The 13,844-nt window shown below is 60.3% G+C and carries 8 protein-coding genes; 4 read left to right on the top strand and 4 right to left on the bottom strand.

Annotated features, from left to right (window positions below; all coding sequences use genetic code 11):
• Positions 1–82: 82 nt before the first annotated feature.
• Both ACG9DO_RS03840 and gltB read right to left on the bottom strand, forming a co-directional pair.
• Positions 83–1,519: a glutamate synthase subunit beta gene (locus ACG9DO_RS03840; RefSeq protein ID WP_394730405.1), complete on the bottom strand. Its 1,437-nt coding sequence runs from the start codon at positions 1,517–1,519 to the stop codon at positions 83–85.
• A 12-nt stretch (positions 1,520–1,531) separates the two neighbouring features.
• Positions 1,532–6,172: a glutamate synthase large subunit gene (gene gltB / locus ACG9DO_RS03845; protein ID WP_394730406.1), complete on the bottom strand. Its 4,641-nt coding sequence runs from the start codon at positions 6,170–6,172 to the stop codon at positions 1,532–1,534.
• A 423-nt stretch (positions 6,173–6,595) separates the two neighbouring features.
• On the opposite strand from gltB, the gene ACG9DO_RS03850 reads away from it, so the two are divergent.
• From ACG9DO_RS03850 to ACG9DO_RS03860, 3 genes are all read left to right on the top strand, one after another.
• Positions 6,596–7,045: a MaoC family dehydratase gene (locus tag ACG9DO_RS03850; RefSeq protein WP_394730407.1), complete on the top strand. Its 450-nt coding sequence runs from the start codon at positions 6,596–6,598 to the stop codon at positions 7,043–7,045.
• A 109-nt stretch (positions 7,046–7,154) separates the two neighbouring features.
• Positions 7,155–8,336, top strand: a complete 1,182-nt coding sequence (locus ACG9DO_RS03855; RefSeq protein ID WP_394730408.1) for an acetyl-CoA C-acyltransferase — start codon at positions 7,155–7,157, stop codon at positions 8,334–8,336.
• Between the two features lie 172 nt (positions 8,337–8,508).
• Positions 8,509–9,108 carry a DUF4126 domain-containing protein gene (locus ACG9DO_RS03860; protein WP_394730409.1) on the top strand — a complete coding sequence of 200 codons (600 nt, stop codon included), beginning with the start codon at positions 8,509–8,511 and terminating at the stop codon, positions 9,106–9,108.
• A gap of 283 nt (positions 9,109–9,391) precedes the next feature.
• On the opposite strand, the gene ACG9DO_RS03865 is transcribed toward ACG9DO_RS03860, so the two are convergent.
• Entirely contained in the window at positions 9,392–10,297 is a 906-nt protein-coding gene (locus ACG9DO_RS03865; protein ID WP_394730410.1) for a hypothetical protein, read from the bottom strand.
• 70 nt (positions 10,298–10,367) lie between these two features.
• On the bottom strand, positions 10,368–11,624 hold the full coding sequence (locus ACG9DO_RS03870; protein ID WP_394730411.1) for a polyhydroxyalkanoate depolymerase: 1,257 nt from the start codon (positions 11,622–11,624) through the stop codon (positions 10,368–10,370).
• 211 nt (positions 11,625–11,835) lie between these two features.
• Here ACG9DO_RS03870 and ACG9DO_RS03875 point away from each other — a divergent pair, with 211 nt between their 5' ends.
• Positions 11,836–13,734 (top strand): ABC transporter transmembrane domain-containing protein, encoded by a 1,899-nt coding sequence (locus ACG9DO_RS03875; RefSeq protein WP_394730412.1) that lies wholly within the window; start codon positions 11,836–11,838, stop codon positions 13,732–13,734.
• Positions 13,735–13,844 lie beyond the last annotated feature (110 nt).

Below are 13,844 nucleotides of genomic sequence, written 5' to 3' on the forward strand. Positions count from 1 at the left end.
GTTAAGCGGCGCTTACTCGCGGGAATAGAGAGGGGCGCTGCCAAGGCGTGTTTACATCACACTTCATCGACAGACCGGCTTTCTAACGCGGCAGTTCGCTCACCCCCATCAAGGCTTCATCGACGCTGCGTGCGCACTGGCGTCCTTCGCGGATCGCCCACACAACCAGGCTCTGGCCGCGCCGCATGTCACCGCAAGCAAACACCTTGTCGACACTGGTCGCATAGCTGTCCGTGTCTGCGGCAACATTGCCGCGATCGGTCAGCTCCACTTCAGCCTGAGCCAGCATCCCGGCTTTCTTGGGGCCGACAAAGCCCATCGCGAGCAGGATGAGGTCGGCCTCGATAGTGAATTCGGAGCCTTCGATCTCCTGCATCTGGCCGTCTTTCCATTCGACGCGAACGCATTCGAGGCCAGTCACCTTTTCGCCATCACCGACCACACGCTTGGTCAGCACAGCCCAGTCGCGCTCCACGCCTTCCTGATGGCTGGAAGAGGTGCGCAGCTTGAGCGGCCAGTCGGGCCAGGTCAGCGCCTTGTCCTCCTTCTCTGGCGGCTTGGGCATGATTTCCAGTTGCACAACGCTCTCCGCGCCCTGACGGTTTGATGTGCCAACACAGTCCGAACCGGTATCGCCGCCGCCGATCACCACAACCTTCTTGCCCGTTGCAGTCAGCGAGCCGCGCGGCGCAGCGCGCAGTTCATCATCACCGGCATTGCGCTTGTTCTGCTGCGTCAGGAATTCCATCGCGAGCCGCACGCCCGGCATTTCCGCGCCTGGTATGGTCAGCTGGCGGGCATCTTCCGCGCCGCCAGCGAGCACGATCGCATCGAAGTTCTCGTTGAGCGACTTGAAGGAAACATCAACGCCCACTTCCTTCGACGTTTTGAAGGTCACGCCTTCGGCTTCCATCTGCTGTGCGCGGCGGTTGATAAGGTGCTTTTCCATTTTGAAGTCGGGAATGCCGTAGCGCAGCAAGCCGCCGATCCGGTCGCTCTTCTCGAACACCGTCACCGCATGGCCGGCGCGGGCGAGTTGCTGCGCGCAGGCGAGACCAGCCGGACCAGACCCGACCACCGCGACCGACTTGCCGGTCGGCTTTGCCGGAACCTGTGGTTCAATCCAGCCTTCTTTCCAGCCGCGATCGACGATCGCGCATTCGATCGACTTGATGGTGACCGGCTGGTCGATGATGTTGAGCGTGCAGCTTGCCTCGCACGGAGCGGGGCAAATGCGGCCGGTGAACTCAGGGAAATTATTGGTTGAATGGAGTACGTCGAGCGCGTTTTTCCAGTCGCCTTCATAGACCAGGTGGTTCCAGTCCGGGATGATGTTGTTCACCGGGCAGCCGTTGTGACAGTATGGGATGCCGCAATTCATGCAGCGGCTCGCCTGGCTTTTCAGGGTTGCATCATCCGGCTGGATGACGAATTCGCGGTAATTGCCCAGTCGCTCCTTGGGATCGAGATAGTCGCGATCCCGGCGGTCCAGTTCGAGGAAGCCTGTTTCCTTGCCCATATCTGCTAACCCTTATTCCGCTGCGACAGCTTCGGCTTCGAGGCGCTCTGCCTCAAGCTGCTGCAAGGCGCGCTTGTAATCGCGCGGCATGACCTTGATGAATTTTCCGAGGCTTTCGTCCCAATTGTCGAGCAGTTCTGCAGCGCGGGCAGAGCCCGTGTGCAGCTTGTGCCGTTCAATCAGGATCTTCAGCCGTTCTGCATCGTGACGCAGCATGTCGCCCATGCCGAAATCGACCACGCTGGAAGGGCGCTGGCTCGGTCGTCCAGTGCCCTCGTCAGCATCGGGCTCCGCTGAAATCGGAACCAGATCGACCTGCTCGTGATTGACGAGCTGGCTGAATCTGCCTTCGGGATCATAGACATAGGCGATGCCGCCGCTCATCCCGGCAGCAAAGTTTCGGCCTGTCTGTCCCAGCACGACGACCACGCCGCCAGTCATGTATTCGCAGCCGTGATCGCCAGTCCCTTCAACGACCGCGATCGCGCCCGAATTGCGGACGGCAAAACGCTCGCCTGCAACGCCGGAGAAATAAGCCTCGCCTGCGATCGCGCCGTAAAGCACAGTGTTGCCGACAATGATGTTGTCGGTCGGGTCACGCGTCACACCTTCGGGCTGGCGCACGATGATGCGGCCGCCTGACAGGCCCTTACCAACATAGTCGTTCGCATCGCCGGTCAGCTCGAGCGTCACGCCATGTGCGAGCCATGCACCGAAGCTCTGGCCTGCGACGCCGCTGAAGTTGATCCGGATCGTGTCAGGCGCGAGGCCGGCATGGCCGTGCGCTTCGGCAATCCGGCCTGACAGCATGGCGCCGACCGTGCGGTTCACATTACGAATCTCGCGGGTCAACTGAACCGGCTTGCCCTCTGCAATCGCGTCCTTGCAGGCAGCGATAAGCTCATTGTCGAGCGCACCACCAAGGCCGTGATCCTGCGTCTCGGTGTGATGGAGCGAGGCCCCTTCAGGCAGGTCGATCTGCGTCAGCAGGCGCGACAGGTCCACCCCGTCTGCCTTCCAGTGGCGGTGGACGCGGCGCATGTCGAGCCGGTCGACCCGGCCGATCATTTCCTCGACGGTGCGGAATCCCATCTCCGCCATGATCTGGCGCAGCTCTTCGGCGACGAAGAAGAAGTAATTGATGACATGCTCCGGTGCGCCCATGAAGCGCGCGCGCAGCACCGGATCCTGCGTCGCAACGCCAACCGGGCACGTATTCAAGTGACACTTGCGCATCATAATGCAGCCTGCCGCAATCAGCGGAGCGGTCGCAAAGCCGAACTCGTCCGCGCCAAGCAGCGCGCCAACCGCGACATCGCGGCCTGTGCGAAGCCCGCCATCGACCTGCACCGCGATCCGGCTGCGCAGATCGTTGAGCAGCAAGGTCTGCTGCGTTTCAGCGAGACCGATTTCCCACGGGCTTCCGGCGTGAGTCAGCGAGGTCAGCGGCGATGCCCCCGTCCCGCCTTCATAGCCCGAGATAGTCACGTGATCCGCGCGCGCCTTCGAAACGCCCGCAGCGACCGTGCCGACACCCACTTCAGAGACCAGCTTTACAGAAATGCGCGCCGATGGCTGCACGTTTTTCAAGTCGTGGATCAGCTGCGCCAGATCCTCGATCGAATAGATGTCATGGTGCGGCGGCGGTGAAATCAGGCCTACGCCAGGCGTCGAGTGACGCACAGCGCCGATCCGCTTGTCAACCTTGTGGCCGGGCAGCTGACCGCCTTCGCCAGGCTTTGCACCCTGCGCCATCTTGATCTGGATATCGTCCGAATTGACGAGATATTCCGTCGTCACACCGAACCGGCCAGAGGCCACCTGCTTGATCCGGCTGCGCATGGAATCGCCATTGTCCATCGGCTTGAAACGGAAAGGTTCCTCGCCGCCTTCGCCGGTGTTGGAGCGCCCGCCAATACGGTTCATCGCAATCGCGAGGGTCGAGTGCGCTTCGTGGCTGATCGAGCCGAAGCTCATCGCGCCGGTGCTGAAGCGCTTGACGATTTCGCTCGCGGGTTCGACTTCTTCCAAAGGAATGGGTTCGTCAGCCTGCTTGAATTCCATCAACCCGCGGATCGTCAGCAGCCGCTCGGACTGCTCGTTGATCGACCGCGCGAAGGCTTCGTAATCCTTGGGCTTGTCGCCGCGCACAGCATGCTGCAGCTGCGCGACGTTTTCTGGCGTCCATGCATGCTCTTCGCCGCGCAGGCGGTACTGATAGATCCCGCCGACATCGAGCATGTTCTTGTAGAGCGGGTTGTCCCCGTAGGCCTGTGAGTGACGGCGCACGGCTTCTTCCGCCACTTGCTCAAGGCCGATGCCTTCGATGGTCGTCGCTGTCCCGGTGAAATACTTCTCGATGAAGTCGGTCTTGAGGCCGACCGCATCGAAGATCTGCGCGCCGCAATAGGACTGGTAGGTCGAAATGCCCATCTTGGACATGACCTTGCGGATGCCCTTGCCAACCGCCTTGATATAGTTCTTCTGCACCTGCTCGCTGGTCAAATCGGAGTGCTTCTTGACGCGAACATCCTCCAGCGTTTCGAACGCGACATAGGGGTTGATGCCTTCCGCCCCGTAGCCTGCAAGCACGCAATAGTGGTGTACTTCGCGCGCTTCGCCCGTTTCAACGACGAGGCCGGTCTGCATCCGCAGGCCCTGGCGCACCAGGTGATGGTGCACGGCAGCCGTTGCCAGCAGCGCAGGAATCGCGATGCGGTCGGGCCCCTGGTTCCGGTCAGACAGGATCAGGATGTTGGCATCACCCAGCACCGCTTCGGTCGCGGCCCAGCACATTTCCTTCAAGGCCATCTTGATGCCTTTTGCCCCCTTGGCAGCCTTCCAGGTGATGTCGATCGTCTCTGTCCGGAATGCGCCGTCCAAAGCCGTTTCAACCGAGCGGATCTTCGCCAGATCGTCATTGGTTAGGATCGGCTGGATCACTTCCAGGCGCTTGTGCGTACCCGCCTCGCGGCCCAGCAGGTTGGGACGTGGCCCGATCATCGAAAGCAGGCTCATTACCAGCTCTTCGCGGATCGGGTCGATCGGCGGATTCGTCACCTGCGCAAAGTTCTGCTTGAAATAATCGTACAACAGCCGCGACCGGTTGGAGAGCACCGCGATCGGTGTGTCCGTACCCATCGAGCCGATCGGATCGTCAGCATTCACCGCCATCGGTTCGAGGAAGCGCGCGATGTCTTCCTGCGAATAGCCGAACGCCTGCTGACGTTGAAGCAAAGTCGTTTCGTGGCCAGGCGTTTCTGCAAGTTCGGGATCGATATGTTCGATATCGTCGAGCTTATACTGCGCCTTTTCCAGCCATTCGGCATAAGGATGGGCTTCAGCCAGGTCCTTCTTCAGTTCCTCGTCTTCGATGATGCGGCCCTGCTCGAAATCGATCAGCAGCATCTTGCCCGGCTGCAAGCGCCATTTGCGCACGATGTCCTCTTCCGCAAACGGCAGGACGCCGCTTTCCGAAGCGAGGCACACGATATCGTCCTTTGTGACGCAGAAGCGCGCGGGGCGCAGGCCGTTGCGGTCGAGCGTCGCACCGATCTGGCGGCCATCGGTGAAGGCCACTGCGGCGGGGCCATCCCATGGTTCCATCAAGGCTGCGTGATATTCGTAGAACGCGCGACGTGCCGGATCCATCAGCTCGTTCTTCGACCAGGCTTCCGGGATCAGCATCATCATTGCGTGCGCGAGGCTGTATCCGCCAGCGAGCAGCAATTCGAGCGCATTGTCGAGACACGCCGTGTCCGACTGCCCGTGCGGGATCAGCGGCCACATCTTGTCGAGGTCCGGCCCGAGCAACTCCGATTCCATCGTGCGGCGGCGAGCGTTCATCCAGTTGACGTTGCCGCGCACGGTGTTGATCTCGCCATTATGCGCGATCAGCCGGTAGGGGTGGGCAAGACGCCAGCTCGGGAAAGTATTGGTCGAGAAGCGCTGGTGAACGAGGCCAAGGGCAGAGACGCAGCGCTTGTCACGCAAATCGTCATAGAAGGAGCCGACCTGATTGGCGAGCAGCAGGCCCTTATAGACGATCGTGCGGCTGGAAAAGCTCGGAATATAGGTCTGTGTCAGGCCCGGCAGGTTATGCTTTTCAGCAAGCTTGGCGAGCGGGTTGAGCGTTTGCTTGCGGATTACCACCAGTTTGCGTTCGAACGCGTCCTGATCAGCGCAATTGTCTCCGCGCGCGATGATGGCCTGCTGCATCACTGGCATCGATTCGATCACCGCCTTGCCCAGACCGTCGAGAGTGACCGGGACATCGCGCCAGCCAACGAATCGCTGGCCTTCTTTGGCGGTGAATTTTTCCAGCTGTTCGGTCACAAATGCGCGCGCCGCTTCGTCTTGCGGCATGAAGCACATCGCGACCGCATAGTCGCCAGGTGCTGGCAGATCGTGGCCTTTCTCTTCCGCCCAGGCGCGGATCAAGGGATCGGGAATCTGGAGCAGAATTCCTGCGCCATCGCCCAGCAGCGGGTCTGCGCCCACGGCGCCGCGATGGTCGATATTCTCAAGAATCTGAAGAGCTTGACCCACGATCGCATGGCTCTTGTCGCCCTTGATATGCGCGACAAAGCCCACGCCGCAGGCGTCGTGTTCGTTGCGAGGGTCATACAAGCCCGTGGGCGCTGGGTATCCCATATACTCAATCCATCCTGTCAGGTGCCGACATGTGCGACAGCCGTTTGGGGGCTAGGCCGGCAGGTGTTTGCGAGCGTCGCGGGCGCATTCAAGCGCGCTTTTTGCATCGCTGAGAGACCTCATGGCGACACAAAAGCGATTTTGCAATGGGTCAAAGCGAAGCAATGTTACACGCAGCCTAAGCATAGCTATGCACGCTCTATGCATGACGCCATTGTGCGTTCCATCTTTTCGACGCGAATCGTCGCGCAACGGACAGTAATTGCGCCCGCCCGAGCATCGCAACCAACCTTTCCGCTTACGTAAACGCCAGCATGCCGTAGCGGCGAGGGTGAATGGATTGCTTTGGACCCTGCAATAGGCCATGAAGCTTCGCAATTGCAGCATAGATGTTGCGCGCAAACTTGCAGAGGAGAGACACCAATGACCCCCCAAGAAATTGCTGCCAAAACAGGCGAAGTCATCGGCACCAGCGTATGGGTCGAAATGACTCAGGACAAGGTCAACATGTTCGCTGATGCGACCGGCGACCATCAGTTCATCCATATCGATGAAGAGAAAGCCAAGATGACGCCGTTTGGTGGCACTATCGTGCATGGTTTCATGACTCTATCCATGATCCCCTATCTCAGCGCCAACAGCGACATGCCGCGCGTTGACGGGATCAAGATGGCGGTCAACTATGGCGGCAACAAAACGCGCTTCATTTCTCCTGTTCGGGTCGGAAAACGCATTCGCGGGCATTGGAAGTTGCTCGAGATGATCGAGAAGCGTCCAGGTCAGTGGCAGCAGACCTGCGAAATTTCCATCGAGATCGAAGGCGAAGACAAGCCAGCGCTGATCTGTGAGTGGATCACGCAGTTCTTCGTCTGATCTGAGACGCGCCGTGGTCCCTCCTCAAGCTGGGACCGCCCTCAAGAAAGCACTAACCCAACACCGATCCCGGCTTTCGCTGGGATGACGAAAAGCTAGGAATTTCAATATGTCACGTGACGCAGTCATCGTCTCTACCGCCCGCACGCCAATTGGACGGGCTTACAAAGGCGGCTTTAACGCAACGCCCGGCGCAACCCTTGGCGCGCTCTCATTCGCACCGGCGGTAGAGCGCGCGGGCATCGATCCGGCCGAGATCGATGACGTGGTGTGGGGCGCTGTCCTCACCCAAGGCACACAAGCGGGCAATATTGGTCGCCAGGTCGCGCTGCGCGCCGGTGCGCCGGTGACGGTTGCTGCACAAACCATTGATCGCCAGTGTTCTTCGGGCCTGATGGCGATTGCCACGGCGGCCAAGCAGATCATTGTCGACAACATGAACGTGGTCGTTGGCGGCGGCCAGGATTCGATTTCGCTCGTCCAGACCCCTGAAATGCGCGTTGCGCCGGATCGCTCGCTGATCGCAATGCACAAGGATGTCTACATGCCGATGCTGCAGACGGCCGAAACGGTTGCCAAGCGCTACAACATCAGCCGCGATGCACAGGATGAGTATGCGCTCCAGTCGCAGCAGCGTACTGCCGCTGCGCAGGAGGCTGGCAAGTTCGACGATGAGATCGTGCCTGTGACCACCACCATGAACGTGATGGACAAGGAAACGAAGGAAGTAAGCCAGCACGAAGTCACCATCACCAAGGATGAAGGCAATCGCCCGTCCACTACGCTCGAAGGTCTGCAAAGCCTAAACCCGGTGATGGGTCCGGACGCAGTAATTACTGCGGGCAATGCCTCGCAGCTGTCCGACGGCTCGTCCGCCAGCGTGTTGATGGAAGCGAAGCTGGCCGAGCAAAAGGGCCTTCAGCCGCTCGGCCGCTATGTTGGCATGGCGGTCGCGGGCACCGAGCCCGATGAAATGGGCATCGGCCCGGTTTTCGCTATTCCGAAGCTCTTGAAGCAGACCGGTCTCACAATGGACGACATCGGCCTGTGGGAACTCAACGAAGCCTTTGCGGTGCAGGTGCTCTATTGCCGCGACAAGCTCGGCATCGATAACGACATCCTCAACGTCAACGGCGGCTCGATTTCGATCGGTCACCCTTACGGCATGACAGGCGCGCGCTGTACCGGCCATGCGCTGATCGAAGGCAAGCGTCGCGGCGCGAAATACGTTGTTGTCACCATGTGTGTTGGTGGCGGTATGGGCGCAGCCGGACTATTCGAAGTGTTTTGACGAGTCATTTGCGCTCGCGGTGACTGCGCTGGCGCGCACCACTTCCGCGGGGGCGGCCTAAACGGCCGACGCGCAATCGCGCTTTGACTGCCGTGACTACGGATTGAGAGGCGGTACGGGAGCAATCCTGCACCGCCTTTTTCTTCGCGGAAGTTGCGGGTATGATCCCATTATGGGCATTATGGAAATCATCGGGATCGCAGGCAGCGTCAGCCTGTTGTCAGGCTGGCGGCTCTACCTGTGCATCTTTGCGACCGGCATCGCGATGCGCGCGGACATTCTCCCGCTTCCAGAGCATCTTGAGAGCCTTGCTGTGCTGGGCAATCCCTGGGTGATCGGCATCGCGGCATTGGGCGCGCTGGCGGAGTTCTTCGCGGACAAGGTCATGTGGCTCGACAGTATCTGGGACACGGTTCACACGCTGGTGCGCCCGGTCGGCGGCGCGTTGCTCGCGCTTGCGATCGTCGACCCGTCGGACCCCGCTATGCAGGTGGTCGCGTTCCTTTTGGGCGGCGGGGCGAGCTTCCTCGCGCATGGCGGCAAGGCCAGCGCGCGGGCGGTGGTCAACACCAGTCCAGAGCCGATCAGCAACGTCGCGGTTTCCAGCGTGGAGGACGTGGCAACCATCGGCCTGCTCTATCTCGCTTACGAATATCCGGTTGCGGCGGGCGCCATTGCGCTGGTGCTGCTGGGGCTGGTGATCTGGCTGCTGCTGTGGGCGCGGCGGGTGATCAAGCGGCTGTTTTTCAGAGTGCCGAAAGCGGAGCCGTGAGGTTCCGCTTACCGGCCCTGTGAAGGCCTTGTTGGATACGCATGTTACACAGTCCTGGGCGTGAAATTTCCGGGGGTTGAGCGGAATATAATTTCCCGCAAATTTAACGCAGCTTCGCCGCGATTCAGGCGAATGCAGGGGGGATCGACGAGGTCAAAGAGCGCACACGGTTTAGGGCTGAACGCAAACGTAGGAATTGTCCGGAATTGGGGTGGAAAGCGGACGACCCACCCACACCCACGATGGTGATAAAAATCAAAAATTGGCCGAGCAAATATTGCGCTCAATTCCCCAACATGGCGACGACCAGCCGGACCAAACCCCAGATCGGCAGTGCCAGCACAGCGACGCCGATCAGCACGATATAGTTTTCGTTGATATCGCCGTCGTGGCCCCTCCTGCCTGAAAAGAAGATTGCGTAGGCCATCAGCCCGACAAAGAAGAACGGGAGGATGAGCAGTGTCATCAATATCCGGAACGGCAACAGCAGCTTTTCGCGCGTCGTGCGCTGCGCGGGGCCGTGGCTGATCCGTTTGAACACGCCGTAACTGTCGAGATAGACTGATATCGAAACGCCCTGGCCGGTCGCACGCTGCTTGGCTTGTTCGCGCGTTGGTTTGTAATCGCTGAAATTGACAAGGTTGATCCCAGCCACTCCAAACGCATCGTCAATCGCGGTTTGTGCAAGGCCATAGATATCACCTGCCGGATCGCGGTCGATCTCAAAGCCGGTTTCCGGGCGATAGACAACTTCAACCCCACACTCGTCGTCGGGCGCATCCTTTAGCGTGGTGCGCAGCCGCAGATAGTGCACCTTGCCATTCTCCGCGAGCACCGCCATGCCGTATTCGTCATCGGTGTCTTCAGCGACAAGCACCCGCATCCCAAGCTGCTGCGAGAGTGAGGCCGCGCCGTGCATCAGCTCGGCGCTGACTTCATATTTCCGCAGGTCGAGTTCGGGCAATTCGCCTGCCAGCAGGCTCTCAATCGGGCTGATGTCAGCTTTGCCGGTGATCGTCCGGTCTAGGAAATCGCTGAAATCGGGCCTGCTCCCTAGAGGTTCGCTGTGCGCGGTGAGGAAATAGAGCTTGGTGCGGCTTTCGCGCCAGAGCTGATAGCCGTCTTTGACCCGCGCGAGGCCTTGCACGCTTGGCTCTTCATCCAGCACAACGAAATGCGACCGCCACATCCTTCCAACATACCCTTATGTGCAACGTCGGCAATTGGGTCGTTAGCGGACATCCGCACCCAGAGACCGCTCAGCTATGCGCAGCCATCCATTCCTCGACCACCGGGGCGACGCGATCGCGCCATTTGCTGCCGTTGAAGATGCCGTAATGGCCTGCGCCTTCGGCCATGTAATAGCGTTTCTGCGAGGCTTTCAGCCTTGGGCACAGATCGAGCGCAGCCTTGGTCTGGCCGAGGCCTGAGATGTCGTCGCGCTCGCCTTCGATCGCGAGCAGAGCCGTGTCAGTGATCTTGGTGATGTCAACCAGTTCGCCCTTGTGGCGGAATTCGCCGTTCGGGATCGAGTGCTTCTGGAACACTTCCTCGACCGTCTGGAGGTAAAATTCCGCGGTCATGTCGCACACGGCGCGATACTCGTCGTAGAAATCCTTGGTCGCCTGCGCGCTGTCATCATCGCCTGCCGTGAGATGCTTGAACATCTCGTAATGGCTCATCATGTGACTGCCGAGGTTCATGCTCATGAAACCGGCAAGCTGCAGGAAGCCGGGATAGACCCGCCGCCCCGCGCCGCGATGCTGCATCGGTACAGTCGCGATGACAGAGTGGCGGAACCATTCGATCGGGCGCTCCATCGCGAGGTTGTTGACCGTTGTGGGTGAGCAGCGCGTGTCGATCGGGCCGCCCATCATGGTGAGCGTCAGCGGCGTTGCCGGATCCTTGTGCAGGTTCATCAGCGCGGTCGCCGCGAAAGCCGGGACCGAAGGCTGGCACACCGCCATCATGTGCGGGCGGCTGCCCGGATCTTGCGCTTCCATGTACTGCAGGAAATCGATCAGATAATCGATGTAATCATCGAGATCGAAATGGCCTTCATGCAGGGGCACGGTCTTCGCATCGGCCCAGTCGGTGATGTAGACCTCGGCGGATTCGAGCATTCGCTGCACCGTACCGCGCAGAAGGGTCGCATAGTGGCCGCTCATGGGCGCAACGATCAGCAATTTCGGCCTTGCGTGCGTGCGCTGACCGTCAATGACGTCCACACCTTCGACCTTGAAGCGCTTCAGGTCGCCAAACGGACGGTTGAGCACCGTCGATTCGATCACGGGGCGGATTTCACCATCAACAGCGACTTCGGTGATGCCGAAAGCGGGCTTGCCGTAGTTCGCAGTCGCATGGGCAAACACGTCGAGCGCGCTCGCGGCCATCGGGCCAAGGCCGGTGTAGCCCCAGGGGTTGGCCGGGTTGCTCAGCATTTCTGCGCTGATTGAGGCCCAGGCGCTGGCGGAATTGAGCCAGCTGCGCTGGAGTTCATAGGCGTGATAAAGCAATGCGAAGTCCCCTGCTTTCTTGTGTATTTCGCGCCTCTTTGCGGGCGATTCCGACCTTAAGTGGGCCTTTATTCGCCATGTTGCAATGCACAATTGCGGTTTCCGTATCGAAACTGCACAGCCAGGAACGGGGATTTTCGCCGATTTTGCAGGTGTAATTCGCAGGCGTAGTCGCTACGTCTGATAAGCAATGGATGGAAAATCGGGAAAAATGGTCGGGGTTGTGGGTCAGGATAATGCGGAGAAGTCTCCGTCGCTGACAGGCGAAGAGGCCGCCAAGGCGGCGGCAGATGCAGTGCATCTGCTGAAAGGGGACGAGGAGCCGGACTCCTCCGAACAATCGGATGAGAAAGCCCCCAAGGCCAAATCGCTCGGACCGCTCAAGATGATCTTTGCGACGGCGGCGCAATATCCGACGCAGATCATGCTCGCGCTGGCCGCTTTGCTGATTACCGCGGGCGTGACATCGCTTGCCATGCCATATGCGCTCAAGCTGATAGTCGACCGCGGGTTTGGGGCAGAAGGCGAAATCGGACGCTGGTTCCGGTATCTTCTGTTGCTGGTTTGCGTGCTTGGCGTTGGCACCGCGCTGAGGTTCTACTTTGTCAGCTGGATCGGGGAGCGGGTGGTCGCCGATATCCGCCAGAAAGTGCAGCGCAACCTGCTCCGGCTTGCCCCGGCCTTCTACGAGGAGAACAGCCCCAAGGAAATCTCCAGCCGGATGACCAGCGATACCGCAATCATCGAGCAGGTTGTCGGGACTACGGTCTCGGTTGCGCTTCGCAATATTATCGCTGGAATCCTGGGCACTGCCTTTCTGTTCTGGCTCGCGCCTCAGCTTGCGGGTTACCTGCTGATTGCCATCCCCCTCGTCATCATGCCGATTGCCATTTTCGGGCGGCGCTTGCGGTCCATCTCTCGCACCAGTCAGGACCGCGTGGCCGATGTCGGCGCGATGGTGACAGAAGTCCTTGGTGCGATGAAGATTGTTCAGGCATTTGGTCAGGAAGACCGCGAAGGCTTGCGTTTTGCCGATGCTGCGGAAGAGACTTTCCGCGTGGCCAAGCGCCGCATCCTGATCCGTGCGTTGATGACGGCGGCACTGATCACGCTCATCTTCGGGGCCATCACGATCCTGATGTGGCGCGGCGCGATGCTGGTCGTATCCGGGGAGTTGACTGGCGGTACGATCGCCTCTTTCATTTTCGCGTCCGTGATTGTCGCCGGCGCATTCGGGGCGCTGACCGAAGTCTATGGCGACCTGTTGCGCGGAGCAGGCGCGGCAAGCCGACTGGACGAGCTGCTCAACGCCAAGCCGACGATTGCGCCGCCTGCGCGGCCTGAAAAGCTGCCGGTGCCGCCGCGTGGCTCGCTGTCATTCCGCAATGTGACTTTTCGCTATCCGACCCGGCCCGAGGTCCCGGCACTGAAGAATTTCTCGCTGGAGATCGAACCGGGCGAGACCGTTGCGATTGTCGGCCCCTCGGGCGCGGGCAAGTCGACCATCTTCCAGCTGGCGGAGCGGTTCTACGATCCGCAGGCAGGCACCATCAGGCTTGATGGGGTGCCACTTGCCAAGGCTGATCCGGCAGAGATCCGCGCGCGCATGGCCTTCGTGCCGCAGGACGGCATCCTGTTCAGCGCCAATGCGCGGGACAATCTGCGCTATGGCAAATGGGATGCCAGCGACGAGGAAATCTGGGAAGCGGCGCGCGCTGCCAATGCAGAAACCTTCCTGCGCGGCCTGCCTGACGGGCTCGACACATATCTCGGCGAAAGCGGCACACGCCTTTCAGGTGGGCAGCAACAACGCATCGCGATTGCGCGCGCGCTGCTGCGCGACACGCCGATCCTGCTGCTCGATGAAGCGACCAGCGCGCTCGATGCAGAAAGCGAGCAGCTCGTCCAGCAAGCGCTTGACCGGCTGATGGCCGAGCGCACCACCCTGGTGATCGCACACCGCCTCGCCACGGTGCGCAAGGCCAACCGGATCGTGGTGCTCGAGGATGGCGAAATCGTCGAGCAAGGCACCCATGGCGAGCTGGCAGAGGCCGGCGGGCTTTATGCGCGCCTTGCCGCTCTGCAATTCGCCTCAAGCGAAGCCGCCTGAGGCGGAAGTTCCGTGCCGTTCAGCTGTGGTTGATCGACCAACTGCATCAGTTTCCGACGAATAACAGCGCTTTGCCGCCTCTTATCGCTAAGCGATCGGCTTTGAATGGC

The sequence above is a fragment of the Altererythrobacter sp. GH1-8 genome (assembly GCF_043702085.1).
In the GTDB taxonomy this organism is placed as follows: domain Bacteria; phylum Pseudomonadota; class Alphaproteobacteria; order Sphingomonadales; family Sphingomonadaceae; genus Erythrobacter.